This window comes from Nocardia sp. NPDC059240, from assembly GCF_042753865.1.
In the GTDB taxonomy this organism is placed as follows: domain Bacteria; phylum Actinomycetota; class Actinomycetes; order Mycobacteriales; family Mycobacteriaceae; genus Nocardia.
The window spans coordinates 262,931-282,005 of sequence record NZ_JBHZAC010000002.1; the positions used below are offsets into that span (position 1 = coordinate 262,931).

23 protein-coding genes are annotated in these 19,075 nt (G+C 66.2%); 2 read left to right on the forward strand and 21 right to left on the reverse strand.

Features of this window, described 5'->3' with window-relative positions; translation table 11 throughout:
* Nucleotides 1-15: 15 nt before the first annotated feature.
* The 4 genes from ACFXHA_RS07030 to ACFXHA_RS07045 all read right to left on the reverse strand — a co-directional run bounded on the left by ACFXHA_RS07030 (nt 16) and on the right by ACFXHA_RS07045 (nt 3,708).
* On the reverse strand, nt 16-510 hold the full coding sequence (locus tag ACFXHA_RS07030; RefSeq protein ID WP_379353865.1) for a YbaB/EbfC family nucleoid-associated protein: 495 nt from the start codon (nt 508-510) through the stop codon (nt 16-18).
* Nucleotides 507-839 carry a hypothetical protein gene (locus ACFXHA_RS07035; RefSeq protein WP_379353866.1) on the reverse strand — a complete coding sequence of 111 codons (333 nt, stop codon included), beginning with the start codon at nt 837-839 and terminating at the stop codon, nt 507-509. The genes ACFXHA_RS07030 and ACFXHA_RS07035 overlap by 4 nt, the downstream gene beginning before the upstream one ends.
* Before the next feature lie 113 nt (nt 840-952).
* Nucleotides 953-1,741 carry an ESX secretion-associated protein EspG gene (locus ACFXHA_RS07040; RefSeq protein ID WP_379353868.1) on the reverse strand — a complete coding sequence of 263 codons (789 nt, stop codon included), beginning with the start codon at nt 1,739-1,741 and terminating at the stop codon, nt 953-955.
* Nucleotides 1,738-3,708, reverse strand: coding sequence for a WXG100 family type VII secretion target (locus ACFXHA_RS07045; RefSeq protein WP_379353870.1), 1,971 nt, complete (start codon nt 3,706-3,708; stop codon nt 1,738-1,740). The genes ACFXHA_RS07040 and ACFXHA_RS07045 overlap by 4 nt, the downstream gene beginning before the upstream one ends.
* 202 nt (nt 3,709-3,910) lie before the next feature.
* Between ACFXHA_RS07045 and dtd the strand changes: the two genes are divergently transcribed.
* Nucleotides 3,911-4,354 (forward strand): D-aminoacyl-tRNA deacylase, encoded by a 444-nt coding sequence (dtd, locus tag ACFXHA_RS07050; protein ID WP_379353872.1) that lies wholly within the window; start codon nt 3,911-3,913, stop codon nt 4,352-4,354.
* A 6-nt stretch (nt 4,355-4,360) separates the two neighbouring features.
* On the opposite strand, the gene ACFXHA_RS07055 is transcribed toward dtd, so the two are convergent.
* The 14 genes from ACFXHA_RS07055 to rpsH form a co-directional block, all read right to left on the reverse strand.
* Nucleotides 4,361-5,179: an SDR family NAD(P)-dependent oxidoreductase gene (locus tag ACFXHA_RS07055; protein WP_379353874.1), complete on the reverse strand. Its 819-nt coding sequence runs from the start codon at nt 5,177-5,179 to the stop codon at nt 4,361-4,363.
* 52 nt (nt 5,180-5,231) lie between these two features.
* The gene (locus ACFXHA_RS07060) at nt 5,232-5,393 is read right to left on the reverse strand and encodes a hypothetical protein (protein ID WP_379353876.1); all 162 of its coding nucleotides are present in this window, start codon (nt 5,391-5,393) and stop codon (nt 5,232-5,234) included.
* Nucleotides 5,394-5,397: 4 nt separating this feature from the next.
* Nucleotides 5,398-6,384: a DUF6585 family protein gene (locus ACFXHA_RS07065; RefSeq protein WP_379353878.1), complete on the reverse strand. Its 987-nt coding sequence runs from the start codon at nt 6,382-6,384 to the stop codon at nt 5,398-5,400.
* Between the two features lie 150 nt (nt 6,385-6,534).
* A complete protein-coding gene (locus ACFXHA_RS07070) occupies nt 6,535-6,813 on the reverse strand; it encodes a hypothetical protein (RefSeq protein WP_379353879.1) in 279 nt (92 codons plus the stop codon).
* Between the two features lie 150 nt (nt 6,814-6,963).
* A complete protein-coding gene (locus tag ACFXHA_RS07075; protein WP_379353881.1) occupies nt 6,964-8,721 on the reverse strand; it encodes a hypothetical protein in 1,758 nt (585 codons plus the stop codon).
* Between the two features lie 188 nt (nt 8,722-8,909).
* Nucleotides 8,910-9,710 (reverse strand): type I methionyl aminopeptidase, encoded by an 801-nt coding sequence (gene map, locus ACFXHA_RS07080; RefSeq protein ID WP_379353883.1) that lies wholly within the window; start codon nt 9,708-9,710, stop codon nt 8,910-8,912.
* The gene (locus tag ACFXHA_RS07085) at nt 9,711-10,256 is read right to left on the reverse strand and encodes an adenylate kinase (protein WP_379353885.1); all 546 of its coding nucleotides are present in this window, start codon (nt 10,254-10,256) and stop codon (nt 9,711-9,713) included.
* Nucleotides 10,253-11,575, reverse strand: a complete 1,323-nt coding sequence (gene secY, locus ACFXHA_RS07090) for a preprotein translocase subunit SecY (RefSeq protein WP_379353887.1) — start codon at nt 11,573-11,575, stop codon at nt 10,253-10,255. The genes ACFXHA_RS07085 and secY overlap by 4 nt, the downstream gene beginning before the upstream one ends.
* 163 nt (nt 11,576-11,738) lie before the next feature.
* On the reverse strand, nt 11,739-12,188 hold the full coding sequence (gene rplO, locus ACFXHA_RS07095; protein WP_379353889.1) for a 50S ribosomal protein L15: 450 nt from the start codon (nt 12,186-12,188) through the stop codon (nt 11,739-11,741).
* Nucleotides 12,185-12,370, reverse strand: a complete 186-nt coding sequence (gene rpmD, locus ACFXHA_RS07100; protein WP_379353891.1) for a 50S ribosomal protein L30 — start codon at nt 12,368-12,370, stop codon at nt 12,185-12,187. The genes rplO and rpmD overlap by 4 nt, the downstream gene beginning before the upstream one ends.
* Before the next feature lies 1 nt (nt 12,371).
* A complete protein-coding gene (gene rpsE / locus ACFXHA_RS07105) occupies nt 12,372-13,022 on the reverse strand; it encodes a 30S ribosomal protein S5 (protein WP_379353893.1) in 651 nt (216 codons plus the stop codon).
* 31 nt (nt 13,023-13,053) lie between these two features.
* A complete protein-coding gene (gene rplR / locus ACFXHA_RS07110) occupies nt 13,054-13,461 on the reverse strand; it encodes a 50S ribosomal protein L18 (protein ID WP_379353895.1) in 408 nt (135 codons plus the stop codon).
* Nucleotides 13,462-13,464: 3 nt separating this feature from the next.
* The gene (gene rplF / locus ACFXHA_RS07115) at nt 13,465-14,004 is read right to left on the reverse strand and encodes a 50S ribosomal protein L6 (RefSeq protein ID WP_379353897.1); all 540 of its coding nucleotides are present in this window, start codon (nt 14,002-14,004) and stop codon (nt 13,465-13,467) included.
* A 14-nt stretch (nt 14,005-14,018) separates the two neighbouring features.
* A complete protein-coding gene (gene rpsH, locus ACFXHA_RS07120) occupies nt 14,019-14,417 on the reverse strand; it encodes a 30S ribosomal protein S8 (RefSeq protein WP_379353899.1) in 399 nt (132 codons plus the stop codon).
* Between the two features lie 297 nt (nt 14,418-14,714).
* Here rpsH and ACFXHA_RS07125 point away from each other — a divergent pair, with 297 nt between their 5' ends.
* Entirely contained in the window at nt 14,715-15,254 is a 540-nt protein-coding gene (locus tag ACFXHA_RS07125) for a hypothetical protein (RefSeq protein WP_379353901.1), read from the forward strand.
* A 9-nt stretch (nt 15,255-15,263) separates the two neighbouring features.
* On the opposite strand, the gene ACFXHA_RS07130 is transcribed toward ACFXHA_RS07125, so the two are convergent.
* The 3 genes from ACFXHA_RS07130 to ACFXHA_RS07140 all read right to left on the reverse strand — a co-directional run bounded on the left by ACFXHA_RS07130 (nt 15,264) and on the right by ACFXHA_RS07140 (nt 18,749).
* Entirely contained in the window at nt 15,264-17,003 is a 1,740-nt protein-coding gene (locus tag ACFXHA_RS07130) for a hypothetical protein (RefSeq protein WP_379353903.1), read from the reverse strand.
* Nucleotides 17,004-17,035: 32 nt separating this feature from the next.
* Complete coding sequence (locus ACFXHA_RS07135) at nt 17,036-17,785, reverse strand: hypothetical protein (RefSeq protein WP_379353905.1); 750 nt, start codon at nt 17,783-17,785, stop codon at nt 17,036-17,038.
* A 247-nt stretch (nt 17,786-18,032) separates the two neighbouring features.
* A complete protein-coding gene (locus tag ACFXHA_RS07140; RefSeq protein ID WP_379353907.1) occupies nt 18,033-18,749 on the reverse strand; it encodes a helix-turn-helix transcriptional regulator in 717 nt (238 codons plus the stop codon).
* Between the last annotated feature and the right edge of the window lie 326 nt (nt 18,750-19,075).

Below are 19,075 nucleotides of genomic sequence, written 5' to 3' on the forward strand. Positions count from 1 at the left end.
CCCAGCGGATTCGCATCACCATCCGGAATCGGTGGCTCCGCCTCGCCGCGGCTGCTCGGCGTCGGGAATCGACTCCTGGAATCCACCCAGGCGCTCCGGCGACTTCGGCGGTGCGGTCGACACCACCGGCGGTTCCGGAATCGTCAATTCCTTGCTGAGATCCGGCATTCCGGGAACCAGATCGGCCAGCTTGGGCAGCCGGTTGCGATTCTGCGACACCGGGGCCATGAGTTCGCGACCGAGCCGCGCCACCTCGGCGGACGCCTGCTGGGCCGCCTCGGTCATCGCCTTCGCGATCTCCGGATAGTCGAGATCCTCGATGCCGGAACCGAATCGGGTCTCGATGACGGTGCCGTCCGCGTTCACGGTGACGGTAACCCGCCTGCCGCGCACGGTCGCGGACGCGGTCAGCGCCGCACGCTCACGCTGCAACCGGGTGATGGTGCGCATCTGGTCGGCGAAGCCGTCGAGGATGGCCGCGAGATCGTCCTTGGCCTGCTCATTGCTCATTGCTGCGGCTGGCCCTTGAACCCGTCGGCATTATCGCGCTCCATCTGCTCGAGCTGCGCCGCCGAATCCTGCTGCCCCTTCGAGAAATTCCCGAAGGTCCCCGCCATATTCGTGGCGCCCTCGACAATGTTCTTCCGGCTGGCCAGATAGCCCTGCTCGCCATCGGCGAACTGCTTACCGAGACTGTCGTTGCCCCACGGCTCCCCGAGCGCATCGGCGGCGGACGTGAATTGGTCTACCACGCCCTGGATCCCGTCCCGGACCTCGCCCGTCTTGCGCGACGCCGTGACCAGCAAATCATGGTAGGACTCCAGCCGACCGCCACTCATGCTGTTGACCTTGGCAGCCCCGGGCAACTACTCAGTAGCCGGAATATTAACGGAGAGTGCTGATTCGGGCGGGGCGGTAGATCAGCCGGGCTGATCGACCGCCTCCGTCACGATCACACCCGCAGCTCCCCGCGCTCCGCCATGTGGTCGAGTACCAGAGCCACGCGGCGGTCGATGCTGTGGATCAACATCGACGAATCCGCACCCATCGCACGGATCTCCGGTTCGTCGACCTCGACCAGGTAGCGGCCTTCCCCCGGCACGTCGCGCCAGATCGCGGTCGTCATCAGCCGTCCACGCGGGCCATAGATGGAACGTCCCTGCACCACACGGAGGAAACCGGTGCGCTCGGCGGCCTTGTTCCAGAACGCCAGACTGCTGGCCTCGGCGGTGTCGTCGAAGGAATCGAAGGCCAAGCCTTGACGGGACTCGTAGGGGTCCTGCTCCAGGGCTTCGAATACCATGGGCAAGGGCGGTCCACCCGCGGCCTCTGTGACCGGCAGGCGCTCGACCATCAACGTGGACAACGCATCCGGGTCGCATTCGATGAGCGTGTATCCCGCACTGTGCAGCGCGGTTTCTCCCGGGTGCTGGACGATCATCACCGCGTGCCAGCCGCGCAGGGCCGCGTGAATACGAATCTGCTTGTCCTGATTGTCGAGATCGCTGTCGCACCACGTGCCCGAAACGACCAGCACCTCCGGATTGGCCAGGGTCTCGAAGGGTAGGTTCAGGCCGCCGTCGAGACGATCACGCAGCCCGGCCTCCACCCGGTCGAGTTCGCGCTCGTAGGCGTCGAGGGTAGGAATACGACTGGTGTAGGTGAGGGGAGCCGGCAACCACCCATCCAGGTACCGATTGCACAGCACCTTGAACTCGTCGTCGGTGAGCTCCCAGTTCACTGCTCCACCACCGGAACCGCCTGCGCGAGAGGCTCGATCGAGTCCGCGACCGCCCCCAGTACGGCCTGCGAGTGCGCGACGGTACCCACCAGATCGGTCACGAAGTCGACCGGCAGCTCGGCGCCCGCCGTCGCTGTGCCTGTAACTCCGGCAACCATGGCACCGTCCGGGGTGGCAACCACCGGCTCTGCGGGCAGATCGGCCAGTCCACTACGGAACAGATTCGTGAACGACGGCGCCGTCGGCTGTCCCGGCAGCGACGCACCCGAAGGGGTCGGGGCCGCGCCGGACGCGACCGTGGCTACCGGGTTGACAGGCGCGGCCGCCGGCGCAACCGGCTGCGTATCGGTTCCGGCGGACAGGCCGAGCAGCTGCGACAACTGCGAGAGCTTGTCCGGCGACTTCTCGATCGTGGTGAACGCGGTAGCAAGCTTGTCCTCCGGCACCCCCAATGCCTGTGCCAGCTGCGTGGTTTCGGTGCTACTCAGGGATTGCAGCTCCTGCAACACGGTGGGCAGCACACTCGACAGCGACTGGATACCGGTGGAGGCCACGCCCGCCAGTGAACTCAGCACGCTCGCGATCTGGGACATGCCGGAGCTGTCGGAACCGCCTGTCGTGCTGCCGGTCTGCGACCCGGTCGAAGTGGGAGTCGGCGACCCGGTGCCGGACGGGACCGGCGTTGAGGGGTTGTTGCCAGCCGGATTGGTGCCCGCGGGATTGGTTCCCGGAGGGGTGGTCCCGGTGGGCGTCTGCTTGTCGTCCACCGGCGGGATCACCGGCGCCTTGGGCGAACCTTGCGCACCGCCACTGGCACTCGGTCCACCAGGACCTGACGGCGTCGGAGTCGGGGTCGGTGTGGGCGTCGGTGTGGGGGTGGGCGTCGGAGTCGGCGTCGGCGTGGGGGTAGGCGTCGGCGTGGGGGTGGGCGTGGGCGTGGGCGTCGGCGTGGGCGTCGGCGTGGGGGTGGGCGTCGGGGTCGGCCCGGGAGTTACCGCAGGCGTCTTATCCACCGGGGCGCCCGGAACGATCGGCAGGATGCCCTGGGTCTGCTTTCCGTTCTTGACGTAGCAGTCGTCGAAGCGCTTGCGGTAGTCGCCGAGCGCGTCCTGACACCACGAGTCGTTCTCCTTCTTCCAGGGCAGTTGCTCGTAGCAGTACTGGACCCAGCGGGAGGTGTAGTCGAGCAGAGAGTTCATCGCGTGCATGGTGTCGATGAGCGGCTTGGTGTTGTTGGCATAGTCACGGACGGCCTGCCTGGCCGCGTCGGCGCCGACTCCGTGCCAGCTGTTGCTCAGCCCCTCGATCTGGGTTCCGAAGTTGGCGACATCCGCATTGACCTTGTCGGCCAGCGCCTTCCAGTCCTGGCCGGCGAAGTAGTAGGGGTCGGAGTTCATCGAATTCCGGAAGGCGATCAACCAATCCCAGCTCTTGTTCTGACCGCTCTCCCACTCGATGTAAATGGACTCCTTCGCGCCCTTGTAGTCCTGCAGATCCTTCGGAAAGTCGTGCTTGGTGGACTTGCCCGCCGACAGCCCGTCCGCACCGAGCAAACCCATGCTGCGCGAACTCGGGTCCGGGAGACCGGCACTCGCCGAACCGTCGGGGATCTTGTAGTCACCCAGCTTGCCGACGGTAACGGCGGACTTCTCGATCTGCTCGGCGGAGAGACCGTCCGTGTACTGGTACGCCTGACCCGCCGCCCGGAACGTCTCCACCATGGCCTCGAGCATCTTGGCATGGCCGTCGAACGCGTTCATCAGTTCGTTGCCACGCCGACTCAATGCCGCTGCGAGCGCCAGCCCCGACGGCTGATTCCCGATCTGCGGCAACGAATTGAGACCCTGGGTGGTAACCGCGTCCTTGAAACCCCGCATCGCCCGCGCCATATCCCCGGCGGCATTCATGCCGGTCTGTGCAGCAGAGGGGTCGAACTGCAGCGTGTGCCCGCTGATCAGCGGTGTCAAGGTCGAACCCCATACCGGGGGCGTTGTGTTGTTATCAGGTGCCATCGGTTAGTTCCGTCGCTCCGCCCAGTTCTCAGCTGTTTGTGCCAGCACAGCCTACTGCTGTGAACTCTCGGTGGCGCACAAGGAAATTCGGGGCAGGCCCGGACCTTGCGGGGTTGCCGTGCCGACGCCGGGCGGTCACCTGGAAGGATCGGTCGTCATGCGGGTACTGGTGCAGCGGGTCACGTCGGCGCAGGTGAGTGTGGGCGGCGAGGTCGTCGGGCGAATCGATCCCGGCGCGCACGGGGCGCCCCACGGTTTGGTGGCACTGGTCGGTGCTACCCACACCGACACGGAGGCGAACGCGAAGGCGCTGGCCGACAAGGTGTTCCGGCTGCGCATTCTCGACGGCGAACGATCCGCCGCCGATCTGGGCGCACCGATCCTGGTGATCAGCCAGTTCACCCTCTACGCCGACACCGCCAAGGGCCGCCGACCCTCATGGAATGCCGCCGCTCCCGGCTCGGTCGCCGAACCCCTGGTCGACACTTTCGCCGACACCCTGCGTGAACTCGGGGCGACCGTGGCCACCGGACGGTTCGGGGCGCACATGCACGTCGAGTTGGTCAACGACGGGCCCGTGACGCTCATGCTCGAGGGCTGAGCGGGGTCAGCGGACCCACTTCGAGGTCAAGCCCGCGACGATGGAGCCGTCGAGGTCGGAGAGGCTGTCGGCGACGAAGGCTCGGGCGAAATCGGAGGTCTGCCAGCGGAATACGATGGGGTAGGCGGTGAGGGCGGAGAGGACTACCTCGGCCACCTGGTCGGCGGTTTGGGCGGTGCTGTAGGCGCCTCGGGTGCGGTTGATGTAGGCCTCCAACGCGGGCGCGTACGGACCGGCGGCGCTGATCGCGGTGGGGATATCGACGCGGGCGTTGTTGACGAATTCCGTTATGACCGCGCCGGGTTCGATGACGCTCACGCCGACGCCGACCGTGGCGGCCACCGGTTCGAGGCTCTGCATGAAACCCTCGACGGCGAACTTAGCGGCACAGTACGCCTCGTTGAAAGGCTGGCCGACCGCGCCGCCGACGCTGGTCACCGTCACCACGCGGCCCTTCGAGGCGCGCAGCAGCGGCATGGCGGCCTTCGTCGTTTCGACCACGCCGAAGAAGTTGACCTCCATGGCGCGGCGGATATCGGCCATCGGCAGGTGTTCCACGGTGCCCAGCACCGAGACCCCGGCATTGTTGACCAGGGCGTCCAGCCGGCCGTAATCGGCGGCCACGCCGGCCAGGCAGTCGGCGACCGAGTTCGGGTCGGTCACATCCAATTGCCGCACGTCCGCGCCGGTTTCCCGGACCGGACCGGCCTTGTCCATGCTGCGCAATGTCGCCACGGTCCGATAGCCGGCCCGCATCGCGGCGGCCGCGACCGCCAGCCCGATCCCCGTGGAAGTACCCGTGATGAGAACAACCTTGTCGGTCATGTCCTCATCGAACCAGACCCGGCCTCGGTCGCCCAGCGCCACGCCCGACCGATCAGGATTCGCGGGCCGGGGTGAGGGCGGCGGCCAGCAGGCCGATGCCGCCCAGGACCAGGATCAGGATCGGCAACCACACGCTGGTGGTCAGGATCAGCGCCAGGATGCCCAGGGTCAGGGTGAATGCGGCGGTGATCAGGCTGCGGATGTCGCGGTTCATGGCATCACTTTCGGGCCGTGAAGATGTTGGCGTTGCAGACGCCGCGGATCGACAGGGTGGCGTCGTCGAGTTCTTCCTTCTTGACCCAGTGGAAGCCGGAACCGGTGAATTTGCCGAGTTTGTCGCCGTCGGCGCGGACCGCGGACTGCTGGTCGCCGCGGTAGTTGTGGGCGGCGTCGCGCAGGTTCTTCACCGGATCGGTGAGCTCGACACCCGCCTGCTGCACCGCGGAGTACTTGTCGCACAGTTCGGTTCGATCCACCGGCCAACTGCTCACGCAGGCGATGACGAACGCGATCACGGCGACCACCGCGAAGGCGGTGTTCCAGGCGCGCACCGCCAACCGGCGGCCGAAGACCTTGCCCGCCGACTCCGGAATATCCGGGACCAGCTGGTGCACCAGGAATTGGAACAGCAGGAAATTGGGGAACTTGTCGATGCTGTCGGTGATGCGGGTGTCCTCGCCCGCCTCGATGATCGCCTGACCGGCCTTCACCCGGAAACCGCGAAGCTCCTGCAGCGCAAAGGTTTTCTTGCCGGTCCCCGCCTGGGTGGCGGTCAGCCACCACGGCCCGAACTCCAATGTGCCACCGCCGCGCAGGGTTTCGAGCGCACCCGCCGCCTGCCGCGACGCGATCCCCTCCACCAGCTGCGGACCCCACTCCTCCGGGCAGCACAGCGCCTCGGTGAGCAGCATCTCCGCGCCGCGGACATCCGTCACCCGGTAGTGATGCGTGGTCCCGGTATGCGTGCCATTCCTGCTGTGCCGCACGATCTTCTGCGTCACCTTGGCAATATCGTTGCGCACCACCCGAATCTGCTGCCCGGCCAGCACCACCACCGCGCCGTGCTCGTACAGATCCAGCCGCATACCGATCTTGCGAGCCAGGTGAAAATTCCGGTGCGCCCCGAGCTCACACTCCCCCGCCGTCTGCCCGATCCGTCGCATCAACTCCGGGTCATTGCCCACGTCGGCACCCAGACCGGCCACACCCACTCCTAGATCGCCCCTGTTCGCGGCCTACCGTAACCGCAGGCCCGGGAGGGCGCCAGCCGGATCACTGCACCGCCGGGATGAACAGGACCGAGTCGGAGGTGAAGGCGTAGAGCGTATGGGATCGGGGGTCTGCGGTGAGCCCGGTCACGTACTGCGCGTGCGGGTCGAGGTGGTCATCTTTGCCGAGTCCAGATCCACCATGACAACACCGCTGCGGGCGGTCGCCGCGTCATGCTTGGCCCCGTCCACGTAGCCACCGATGATGTAGGCGGTGCGGGCCACCGAATCGATCGCGAGGGTGAACGGGTTGCCGCCGATATCGATCGAGCCGACGACATCGACCACAGCCGACACCACCGCCGACAGCCCTGCTTCGGTCAGATCGACGGCCGAAACCGGTGGCAGGCTACGGGAATCGAGCACCTGTATCGATCCGCCCGGCGCTGTGATCAGCAAAGCAGCCGTCAGGCAGCCCGGGGGCGAAATCGATCACGGCTATCCGTGCACCTGGCGCGGCAGGGGCGATACCCGCGGTGATACCCGAAGCGCCGGAGGCGGCAGCTGAGTCGATTGTCATTTGTGCCAGTAATTGTCCGGGCCGGCCTTTTGGACGGCGGCTTTGGCGGGGGGATCTATCCACTCGTCGACGACCGGGTCGCGGGACAGGTTCATGTACAGGGCGGTCGATTGGTAGACGTAGCGGTGCTGTTGGGAGCCGTATTCGCTGCGGCGGGCGCGGCCGGGGTTCTTGTTGCACACGTCGGCGCCGACACCGTCGTGCGGGCACCAGATCGACCAGTCCTGAGTTTGGTCCATCATCGCCTGGTACATCCGGTTCGCGTCGGCGGTGGTGGCGAAGGCCAGGACGTCGATCGATACGAGGATCTGGTTGGAGTCGTCGACGTAGGAGCCCGCTACCTGCTGGGTGCAGTTGTAGCTGCGCAGAATGGATTTCACGTTCGCCGACATGTCGGGGGTGATGCAGTCCATGACGCCGCTGGAGCGCAACGTGTACTGGATGTTCTTGGTGTCCCGGAAGGATTGCGGCAGTAGCGCGCTCGGGAGGAACGGAGTCTTGTCGGTACCCGCCGCATCGAGGGTGTTCGAGTTGAACGGGGGCGTGGTGGAGGTCGGCGGGGTGTAGGAGTACGCGGTGGTGTTGTAGGTGTACGGCGTGTACGTGGAGGTCGAATTCGCGCTGCTGTGATCGGAACTCTGCGTGGCACGGACACCCAGCACCACGAGGAGGACCGCGCCGATCGCCGCGGCCGCGATTCCCGCGACCCGCACACCCGAGATCGGCTGCGGCTGCAGCGCACTCGGCCCGGAGGCGACGAAACCCGTTGTGGGCGTCGGGGTGTCCGCAGGCGGCACTGCGGATGCCTCCACCAGATGCTCCCACTCGGGCCCGGCGGTGGGCTGGGCTCGCACTCCCAGCGTGGACAGTGCGTCCCGGCGCGGGGTGATCCCATCCGGTTCGCGGAACGCCGCGAGCAACGCGGCCCGCCACTCCCCCGCCGTCGGGCGCTGCGCGGTCGCCGACGCGTCATCGAAGGCCCGGTCGAAAAGCGCGCGCAGCGGCGGGTCCAGGGACGGCAATTCGGCAGGCTTGCACCATCTTCCGTCGCGGATCGCGGGCAGCTCCGTATCCAGCAGCAGGCAGCGGTACACCAGCAGCGCGACATCGAACCGGTCGCTGTAGCGGTCATGGCCGGGGATGCCGTCGAAGAGCACCCGCGGATCCCGCCACCCCTCGGCGATCGGCTGCGGGACCGGCAGCGCGTGCGCCGAGCGCAAACCTTCGCCGCCCAGCAGATACGCACTCGATCCGGACCACAGCAGATTGTGCGGCGCGATATCACCGTGCACCAGGTCGTTGCGCTCCAACGCCTCGAACAGCTCACAGAACTGGATCGCCGCCGCCACACGGTATTCCGCCCCGAACGGCTGTTCCGGGCCGTACAGCTGATCGAGCGTCCGCGGAACACGGTCAGGCCGCAGGTATTCGCCCGGCACGGCGGGCAGGATCACCCCGGCGAGCGCGCCGTCGCGCCACACCGCATCGATCGGCCAGCTGATCGTCACCGCCGAACTGTCCGAACGCGCTTCCGCGCCCAGCACGATCCCGCGCCCGGTGGCCGCCACCTTCCCCACCCGATCCTGCTCGTCGGGGTCGGTCAGCGGCAGGGTGTAGGCCCGGTACAACCGCTCCCGGCCACCCTGATCCCGGCATTCGTGCAGCCACGCGCGGCCGTAGCCGACACTGACCGCGGCGCCGGCGACATCGTAGACATCCCCCGACGAACCGGTGACCCGGAATCGATCCTCCACCCGCGATTCCGAGGGAGCGTTCGAATACGCACCAGCATCACGATCGGCCACGGTCCCCTCCAACTCCATCCCGCTCGCGGCCCACCGTATCGGGCACCCCCGGTACCACGCCAACCGAGCCGTCGGGGCAAAACGACCGCACCCGCCCCAGCCAGGCTGGAGCGGGTGCGAAAAGCGTTGCGCGGAGGCTACTCCGGGCGCAGCGTCAGGATGCGCGGGCCGTCCTCGGTGACCGCGACCGTGTGCTCCCAATGCGCGGCACGGGTGCCGTCGTCGGTGACGACGGTCCAATTGTCGTCCAGCTCATGGGTTTCCGTGGTGCCCAGGGTGAGCATCGGCTCGATCGCCAGCACCGAACCGACCACCAGCTGCGCGCCCTTACCGGGTGCGCCCTCGTTGGGCAGGAACGGATCCATGTGCATCTCACGGCCGATCGCGTGACCGCCGTAACCGGAGACGATGCCGTACTTGCGGCCGTGCAGCTTCTCCGCGGCGTAGGTGCCCTGCTCGATGGCGTGCGAGACGTCGGTGAGCCGGTTACCGGGGAGCATGGCGGCGATACCCGCCTCCATGGACAGCCGCGTCGCCTCCGACAGCAGGCGGTCCGCCTCGATGATGTTGCCGACGCCGAACGTCCACGCCGAATCACCGTGCCAGCCATCGAGAATGGCGCCACAGTCGATGGAGACCAGGTCACCCTCGACCAGGACATCGTCCTTGGACGGGATGCCGTGCACCACACGGTCGTTCACCGACGAGCAGATCGAACCCGGAAAGCCGTGGTAACCCAGGAAGGACGGCTTCGCCCCGGCCTCCCGAATCACCGACTCGGCCACTTCGTCCAATTCCAGGGTGGAGACCCCGGGCTTGGCGGCAGCCCGCACAGCCACGAGCGCACGACCGACGATAGCGCCGGCCGCCGCCATGGCGTCCAGTTCACCGGCGGTGCGGAAGGGCACCACCTTCTTGCTCTTACGGCCGAAGACCATTCAGCGCCCCAGCGCCTTCAGCGCCCGCGTGTTGACCTCGTCGATCTCGCCGACGCCCTCGACGGAGACAACCTGACCGTCGTAGTGCTCGAGCAGCGGCTCGGTCTCCTCGCGGTAGACGCGCATGCGATTGCGGATGACCTCTTCGGTGTCGTCGCCGCGGCCACGGGCCAGCATGCGATCGACCACCACGTCCTCGTCGACCACGAAGGACAGCACGGCGTCGAGGACCTTGCCCGACTCCTTCAGCATCTTCTCCAGCGCCTCGGCCTGATCCACGGTGCGCGGGTAGCCGTCCAGGATGAAGCCGTTGACAGCGTCGGGCTCACCGATGCGCGCCTCGACCATGCGGTTGGTCACGTCCGAGGGCACCAGGTTGCCGGCGTCCAGGTACTGCTGCGCCTCGCGGCCCAGCGCGGTCTGCTCCGCGATGTTGGTGCGGAAGAGGTTCCCGGTGGAGATGTGCGGAACACCGAGCTTTTCGGACAACAGTTCGGCCTGGGTGCCTTTACCGGCGCCGGGCGGTCCGAGCAGTACGAGTCTCACTTCAGGAACCCTTCGTAGTTACGGTTCATCAACTGGCTCTCGATCTGTTTCACGGTATCGAGGCCGACGCTCACAATGATCAGCACGGAGGTACCACCGAACGGCAGGTTCGACATTCCGCCGCCGCCGGACCCGATGCCCAGCAACAGGTTCGGCAGTACCGCGACCGCACCGAGGTAGATGGAGCCGGGCAGGGTGATCCGGCTCAGGACGTAGTTGAGGTAGTCGGCGGTCGGCCGACCCGGGCGATACCCCGGGATGAAGCCGCCGAACTTCTTCATCTCGTCCGCGCGCTCCTCCGGATTGAAGGTGATCGCGACATAGAAGTAGGTGAAGAACACGATCAGCGCGAAGTAGATGGCGACGTAGACCGGGTTCGTCGGGTTGACCAGATACTTCTGGATCAACTCCTGCCACTTGGCGGGGTTGCCCGAGCTCTTGTGCGTCAACTGCGCCAACAGGTTCGGCAGATACAGCAGCGAGGACGCGAAGATCACCGGGATGACACCCGCCTGGTTGACCTTCAACGGCAGATAGGTCGAGGAACCGCCGTACATCTTGCGACCCACCACACGCTTGGCGTACTGCACCGGAATCCGGCGCTGGCCCTGCTCGACGAAGATGACGCCGACGATCACGACCAGCGCGGCGACACCGACCAGAATGGTGGTCATCAAGCCACGGCTGTCGTAGATCTGCTTGCCCTGCGACGGCATACGCGCCGCGATACCCGCGAAGATCAGCAGCGACATACCGTTGCCGATGCCGCGCTCGGTGATCTGCTCGCCGAACCACATGACCAGGGCCGCGCCCGCGGTCATGACCAGCACGATGATGATCATGCCGAAGATCGAGGTGTCATCCAGAATGGGCTTGTGGCAGCCCTGCAGCAGCTGACCACGGGAGGCGAGCGCGACCAGACCGGTCGACTGCAGCACCGCCAGCGCGATCGAGAGATACCGCGTGTACTGGGTCATCTTGTTCTGACCCGACTGGCCTTCCTTGCGCAGTTCCTCGAACCGCGGGATGACGACAGTCAGCAGCTGAATAATGATGCTCGCCGTGATGTACGGCATGATGCCGATCGCGAACACCGAAAGTTGAAGCAGCGCACCACCGGAGAACAGGTTGATGAGCTGGTAGATACCGGCGGAATCACCGCCGTTGACAAGATTGATGCAATCTTGAACGTTCTTGTAACTGACGCCCGGCGAGGGCAGCGACGCACCGAGCCGGTAGAGCGCGATCAGTCCCAGCGTGAAGAGAATCTTCCGCCGTAAGTCCGGGGTCCGGAAAGCCGACACGAAGGCGGAAAGCACAGATCCTCCTGGCTAACGACATGGGTCAGGACACGGAATCAGCGATGGGGCTGGGTTAGCCACAATGAGCCGAGAACCATGACGGTGTTGGCAGACAACACTTGAACTCTAACAGCGACACCGGGCGAGCTCGCGACTCGCCCGGTGCCATTGCTATTTCAGGTTACCGTCCGGCCAGAACGGTGGTGCTACCACCGGCGGCGACGATCTTCTCCGACGCGGAGCCGGAGAACTTGTCGGCCGAAACCTGCACGGCGACAGCGATATCGCCCTCGCCGAGCACCTTCACGAGCTCGTTCTTGCGAACGAGACCCTTGGCAACCAGCTCGGTCTTGCCGATGGTGCCGCCCTCGGGGAACACCCGAGCGATGTCACCGACGTTCACGACCTGGTACTCGGTGCGGAACGGGTTGGTGAAGCCCTTGAGCTTGGGCAGACGCATGTGAATCGGCATCTGACCGCCCTCGAAGCGGACCGGGACGTTCTTGCGAGCCTTCGTACCCTTGGTACCGCGGCCCGCGGTCTTACCCTTGGAACCTTCACCGCGACCCACACGGGTCTTCTCGGTCTTGGAACCAGCGGCAGGACGCAGGTGATGCAACTTGATGGTCATGCGGAAACCTCCTCAACAACAACGAGGTGGCGCACGACGTTGATCAGGCCGCGGTTCTGCGCATTGTCCTCGCGCAGCACGGTCTGGCGGATCTTGCGCAGCCCGAGGGTGCGCAGGGAATCCCGCTGATTCGACTTGGCGCCGATGCTGGACTTGATCTGGGTCACTTTGAGCTGTGCCATGTCAGTGCGCTCCCTGTCCTGCACGCGCACGCAGCATGCCCGCCGGAGCCACATCCTCGATCGGCAGACCGCGACGCGCGGCAACCTCTTCGGGACGCTGCAGCATCTTCAGGGCAGCAACGGTGGCATGCACAACGTTGATGGCGTTGTCGCTACCGAGCGACTTCGCCAGAACATCATGGATACCGGCACATTCGAGCACGGCACGGCACGCGCCACCGGCGATCACACCGGTACCCGGCGAAGCCGGACGCAGCATGACGACACCGGCAGCCGCCTCACCCTGAACCGGGTGGGTGACCGTGGAGCCGATCATCGGAACGCGGAAGAAGTTCTTGCGAGCCTCTTCGACGCCCTTCTGGATGGCCGCGGGAACTTCCTTGGCCTTGCCGTAGCCGACGCCGACGAGACCGTTGCCGTCACCGACGATCACGAGGGCGGTGAAGCTGAAGCGACGACCACCCTTCACGACCTTGGAGACGCGGTTGATCGCGACGACGCGCTCGAGCTGGTTCTTCTCGGCGGCATTGTCCCGACGATTGTCGTCGCGACGGCCACGGCCGCCACCACGCTGATCGCGGTCGTTACCACCGTTGTTGTTCTGTCCGGCGGGACCGTTGTTTCCGCCGTCACGCCGCTGACGTCCCGGCATCAGACGTTCCCTTCGTTCGCAGAGTTGATCATCAGAACTTCAGCCCACCTTCACGGGCGGCGTCGGCGAGGGCCGCGATACGGCCGTGGTAGTCGTGACCACCACGGTCGAACACGACCGCCTCGACGCCGGCAGCCTTGGCGCGGGCGGCGATGAGCTCGCCGACCTTGGCGCTCTTGGCGGACTTGTCGCCCTCGGCGGCACGCACATCGGCCTCGATGGTCGACGCGGCGGCAATGGTCTTGCCGACGGAATCGTCGATCAGCTGGGCGTGCAGGTGACGCGAGGAGCGGTTGACCACCAGGCGCGGACGCTCGGTGGTGCCGACGACCTTCTTGCGCAGACGGAAGTGACGACGCGTCTTCGACAGACGACGCGCGGTCGAGACGTCCTTACCGACCGGCTTGCGGGCGAGCTTCTGCTTTTCGGTTTGTGCCATGGCTTACTTACCCGTCTTTCCGACCTTGCGGCGAACGACCTCGCCGGCGTAGCGGATGCCCTTGCCCTTGTACGGGTCGGGCTTACGCAGGCCGTGGATCACCGCGGCGATCTGGCCGACCTTCTGCTTGTCGATACCCGACACCGAGAACTTGGTCGGGGACTCCACCGCGAAGGTGATGCCCTCGGGGGCGTCGACCGGAACCGGGTGGCTGTAGCCCAGGGCGAACTCGAGGTTCGAGCCCTTGGCAGCGACGCGGTAACCGACGCCGAAGATTTCCATCTTCTTCTCGTAGCCCTTGGTCACGCCCTCGATCATGTTGCTGATCAGGGTGCGGGTCAGGCCGTGCAGAGCGCGGTTCTGACGCTCGTCGTTCGGACGAACGACCTCGAGTTCACCGGACTCCGCCTTGACGACGGTGATCGGCTCGGCGACAACGTGGGACAGGGTGCCCTTGGAACCCTTGACCGACACGTTCTGGCCGTCGATGCTCACCTCGACGCCGGCGGGAACCGGGATCGGCTTCTTACCGATACGCGACATTGTTCCTACCTCCCTTACCAGACGTAGGCGAGGACTTCGCCGCCCACGCCCTGCTGCTTGGCCTGACGGTCAGTGAGAAGACCCGAGGACGTGGAGATGATCGCCACGCCGAGGCCGCCGAGCACCTTGGGCAGGTTGGTGGACTTCGCGTAAACCCGGAGGCCCGGCTTCGACACGCGACGCACGCCCTGCAGGGAGCGCTCACGGGAAGGGCCGTACTTCAGGTCGACGATCAGGTTCTTGCCGACGGTGGCATCTTCGATGCGGAAGTCGGAGATGTAGCCCTCGCGCTTGAGGATCTCGGCGATGTTCACCTTGATCTTCGAGTGCGGTGCCTTCACCTGATCGTGGTACGCCGAGTTGGCGTTGCGCAGACGGGTCAAGAAGTCTGCGATCGGATCAGTCATGGTCATGTTTGACCGTTACCTTTCTCGCCGCGGTTCCCATTCAGCACCGTCAGTGATCGGCGGTCGTGGGCCTACGACAATTCGGGGCGGTTCCAGCCGGGAATGCCCGACCGGAGTTAGCGCTTGCGCCCGGAACAAGACAGAGCTGTGCCCGGGCAACCGGTCTAGTGTAGACAACCCCTGATCAGCGACCAAATCGAGGCCTGGGTCACAGTGCCGCCGGGGTTCGGTATCGTGCGAACAAGATCTTTTCACCATTCCTGCCTGATGCCATCCGCGAGAGCTACAGGTAAAGGGGCAAGCGTGAATCGTCGAGTCGCCGGAATGATCTCCGCGCTGGCCGCCGCGGCCACCGCACTCACCATCGTGGCCTGCGCCAGCACCATCGACGGCACGGCCGTCGCCAATCAAGCCGAGGTGACCACCTACCGGTCCTCGGTCGCCGCCGCCTCCAGTTCGGCCGCGGCCGCCACCTCCGCCGCCCTGATCGCCCACCAGAACGCCGTCTGCGGCATCTTCGTCGCCGACGCCCTCGATGTCGCGGGCAAGATCCACACCGCCAACCAGCGCATCGACGACCACGACATCACCGCCGCCCGCACCGCCGTCACCGACGCCGCCAACGCCCTCAACAGCGCGGGCAGCGAGGTCTCCGACGCCCTCGCCAAAAACCCCACCCCGGCCGACTTCGCCGCCGCCCTCACCGAATACTCCAAAGCCGCAACGGCTTTCGGCGGCCAAATGACCAGACTCGGCCTGGGCACCAGCAACGACGCCGACTTCGACCCCGCCCAGGACCGCTACTTCGCCGCCAAGGACGCGGCCGTCACCGCCTGCTCGTGAGGCGAATCCCTACCTCGCCGGGATGATGGCGAAGGTGCCGTTACGGCCGGGGATCGCGACGCCCCAGGATTGGGGTGTGAGCAGGGTTCCGCCGAGGGAGCTGACGGCGACATCCATGGTGAGGATGGGGTTTTCGCCGTCCGGGAGCGGTCCGGGGCCGGCCACCACCGTGCGGTGACCGTCGGTGAGATCGAAGGCGACCACCCAGCCCGACTCAGGTCTCCCGAATTCGTATCGGAGGCCGTCGCCGCAGTCGCTGTGGTCATCTCGCCGCCATGCCATCAGCAGTTGGTTTCCGGTGCTCGCCCAGTCGCAGGCCCGCAGGCCGTCGGGGATCTGCGCAGACCACAGCGGTTTCGCGTCGGGTGCCAGGAATTGGAAATCTCCGCTGAGCAAACCGAGCTCCGGGGTCTCCGACGGGCTGTCGATGATATGGCCGTCGCGGAGAAGTGATGCGGGAGTACACATTCGGGGGAAATGGCCGAGTGTCGCGCCGGTCCGCGCGTCGACCGTCTCGCAGCCGTCGCCGGTTTCGAGTCCGGCGACCTTGTCGAAGGCCGTCATGGCGAATCCCATGAGATCGGACCGCTTCCACAGCAGCTGACCGGTATCGGCATCCAGCGCGGCGACCGTCTGATCGGTATGGGGGTCGGTCGAGGCCGGGGATGATTGCCGGCACTCGTACAGCACCACGCCGCCGCCGTGCATCGAGTAGTCCCGTGCGGCTCTCGCCGCGCACCCGATCGTGGTGGGGTCGAAGGTCCACATCGTGCGGCCCGTGCGGGGATCGACGCGAACGTTCCGCCGATCGGGGGGATACTCCGCCCAGTCGCGTTGATCGACTCGGAAGGGCCGGGCCACACCGGTATCGGTGTCGATGACCAGCGTCGGCTGCTCGGAATACCAGGCGACATTCACGAATTGATCGCCGACACCGTTGGAGTCGTGCAGCCTCGGCTCCCAGCCCGCACGGCGAACCTCCCAGCGGGACTTCCCGGATCGCGGATCGATCCCCACCACCCAGCCGAGCCAGGGCTCGGTGACGATGGCCCAGGGCCCGGCCGGCGCGGACCCGAGCTTGCCCACCCGATCGATGGGTGGCATGAAGGTCCGGGACAGATCGAGCATCGGCAGCCGGTTGATCGGCGGATTCGACACCGCGGCAGTGTCGTTCACATCCAAGGCATGCAACGAACCCGCCGACACCGCGGTCACGGCCGCCACCATTCCGGCGGCGAGCACGGCCACCCCGGACGTGCGCAGCCACGCCCCGACCCGGCCGGGCCCATCGATGCCGGGCTCCCCTCGCCTGAGGATCGACACCGTCGGCACGATCTGCAGCAGCGCGACCAACGCCAGCTGCGTGATGGCGAACCGCGCGAGCAGATACCCGATCGACGTCGGAAACGGCAGGTAGCCGGTGAAATTCGCCGACCCGAACCGCGACTGGATGATCACGGTCGGCACGACCGCGAGCGCCAACAGCACCAGCAGCCCGAGCACCGCCACCACCCGCGCCCGCCGCCAGGACTGCCGCGCGGCATACACCACACCCCACATGCCCAGCACCACAATCGGAATCATCTTGGCCAGCCAGACCAGCGGCAGATGACCGAAGAAGTGCTCCCCACTCCGCACCGCCATCACGACAAGGACAACGCCATACGTCCCCGCCGCCGACACCAGCAGCCCATCCTGAACCCGCGCCACCCAATACCCGAACCGCCGGGCACCCCCCTCGACACTCACGCCCGAACCCTATGACACGCCGCAGCCGGAGGTCAGTGGGCGCGGCCTAGGCAGAAGGCCTTGGGCATGATTTCGCCGGGTTGTTGGTAGGAGTAGGTGGCTATGGAGCCGGAGACGTTGTCGCATAGGGACGTGTCGAGTTGGGAGCTGAGGATCTTGTACTCGGCGTCGGAGCTGGAGCATGAGGTGATCTCGACGTCGTCGGCGCCGGACTTCTTGAGGCAGTCGCCGATCTTGGCGTTGTCGATGGTGAGGGTGGGGTCGGAACCCTTTGCGATCAGGCAGAATACGATGCCGGTGCCGAAGGCGCCCATGCCCTTCTTGGCCTTGAGCAGGTAGCTGTAGGTGGTTTGGGTGCCCGCGACCTTCTTGCAGGCCGCATCCGGCATGAACTCGGTCGTGTCGAGTCGATCCAGCACCCGGTAGACGGCCGTGCTGTCACCGCAGTCCGCCTTCAGTGGATTGTTGCCCTTGGTGTCGGTCAGGCAATCGCCCTTCTGCGCGGCATTCGCCGCATGCGCGGGATCAACCCCCTTGATCCCCACACAGATCGATCCCTTGCCGCTGTCGGTGTAGACGTACTCGGTCCCCGCCACGTCCACACACCGCTCGTGCGCGTTCCCGCTCCCGGCCCGATCCAGCACCACGAACCCGGCCTCCGACGACGAACACGACACCTTGTCGAAGCCGTCATCCCCCGACTTCTTCAAGCAGTCGGCCGCTTGCACGGCGTTCGACGAGCCGTTGATCAGCCCGCATCCGCTCGTGAACAAAGCCAACATCAAGGCCGAAACCGCCACTAACCAGCGCAATTCGAGTCCCTCCCCCGCTTAGAAACCGACTTTTCCGGCGAAACGCTAGCCTGTGAACGCGATACGGACCAATCGGACGAGTTCAGTGCGGTTTGTCGGCAACCAAGCAGAAGGCGATGCCGGTACCGCCCACCGGATCCGGACTCCCGCTACCAACCGTTTCAGACGAGCGGTCATGGTAGACAATCCCTGATCAGCGACCAAATCGAGGGCCAGGTCACAGGCCGATGACCAGCCAGCCCGCCGCTGCGGGGATCAGGGACTCGCGGATCGGAATGACGGCGCCGGTGTCCCCCGAGCGGACGTAGCGTGGGCCCTCGGGGCGGCGAACGTAGACCACCCCCGAATCCCAGAACTCACGGAATTCGGCACTGGCGGTGGCCAGTTCGCGCACCATGGCTCCGGTGACACCGTCGCCGCCCTCGGCCGCCCAGTAGTGACGCAGCAGGCCGACGACGACCTCGGCCTCGTAGCGCCATTCCGGTAGCACGTGCTGGGCGCGCGGGTCGGTGAACATCCAGTGCGCGATGGACTCGGCCTCGGGCAGGCCCGTCCACAGGCGGCGGTAGGTCGCGTTCGCGACGACGATCCGCCAATCCACCAGCCACGCCGCGGGAATCGCGGCGAGCTGGTCGAGCAGCCGCTCGATATCCGCGGCGGTGGCGGCCTCGCCGAGCGTCAGATCGGGGCGACCGGCCAGGGCCCGCAGATGCGCCCGCTCGTGCTCGTCATCGCAGATCGCGTCGGCGAGCACGGTCAGTGCGCGGTCGCCGACCCCGACCTTGTCGCCCTGCTCGAGCTTCTGCACGGTGCCGATCCCCAGGTACACCTGCTGCGCCAGCACGCGCTGCGTCCACCCGCGGCGCAGGCGCAGCTGCTTCAGGAACGCGGCGAGCGTCGGTATCTCGACTTCGGCTGCATCGCCGACCTGCATCTGTGACCCTTTGCACCAGTGGGAGTTCGACTCCCGACCCGAAGAGCGACCGACGCTACCACCAGGTTGGGGGAGTCCCAGATCTTGATCGGGTGCGGTGGACATTGACAGGATCGATTCGAGCGATGCCCTGGCCGCGTCTGAGGAGGGGACGGTCAGGTCTCGTCTCGTCTTCCGCCGCCTCGGAATACCAGGTCGGCGAGCCAGCCGGGCGAGCTGAGGCATGGGCGGTATCAGCCCCTTTGGTCCACACAGCAGCGCTGAAACCGCTATCGCCCAACACATCTCGAAGCCCTCCCAGATCCAGCCTTGAACTGCGCGGGACT

Coding starts and splice junctions, on each gene's coding strand:
- ACFXHA_RS07030 (WP_379353865.1), bottom strand. CDS start 510: ATGAGCAATGAGCAGGCCAAGGACGATCTCGCGGCCATCCTCGACGGC.
- ACFXHA_RS07035 (WP_379353866.1), bottom strand. CDS start 839: ATGAGTGGCGGTCGGCTGGAGTCCTACCATGATTTGCTGGTCACGGCG.
- dtd (WP_379353872.1), top strand. CDS start 3,911: ATGCGGGTACTGGTGCAGCGGGTCACGTCGGCGCAGGTGAGTGTGGGC.
- ACFXHA_RS07055 (WP_379353874.1), bottom strand. CDS start 5,179: ATGACCGACAAGGTTGTTCTCATCACGGGTACTTCCACGGGGATCGGG.
- ACFXHA_RS07060 (WP_379353876.1), bottom strand. CDS start 5,393: ATGAACCGCGACATCCGCAGCCTGATCACCGCCGCATTCACCCTGACC.
- map (WP_379353883.1), bottom strand. CDS start 9,710: ATGGTCTTCGGCCGTAAGAGCAAGAAGGTGGTGCCCTTCCGCACCGCC.
- rplO (WP_379353889.1), bottom strand. CDS start 12,188: ATGACCATCAAGTTGCATCACCTGCGTCCTGCCGCTGGTTCCAAGACC.
- rpmD (WP_379353891.1), bottom strand. CDS start 12,370: ATGGCACAGCTCAAAGTGACCCAGATCAAGTCCAGCATCGGCGCCAAG.
- rpsE (WP_379353893.1), bottom strand. CDS start 13,022: ATGCCGGGACGTCAGCGGCGTGACGGCGGAAACAACGGTCCCGCCGGA.
- rplR (WP_379353895.1), bottom strand. CDS start 13,461: ATGGCACAAACCGAAAAGCAGAAGCTCGCCCGCAAGCCGGTCGGTAAG.
- rplF (WP_379353897.1), bottom strand. CDS start 14,004: ATGTCGCGTATCGGTAAGAAGCCGATCCCGGTTCCCGCCGGCGTCGAG.
- rpsH (WP_379353899.1), bottom strand. CDS start 14,417: ATGACCATGACTGATCCGATCGCAGACTTCTTGACCCGTCTGCGCAAC.
- ACFXHA_RS07135 (WP_379353905.1), bottom strand. CDS start 17,785: ATGTTGGCTTTGTTCACGAGCGGATGCGGGCTGATCAACGGCTCGTCG.
- ACFXHA_RS07140 (WP_379353907.1), bottom strand. CDS start 18,749: ATGCAGGTCGGCGATGCAGCCGAAGTCGAGATACCGACGCTCGCCGCG.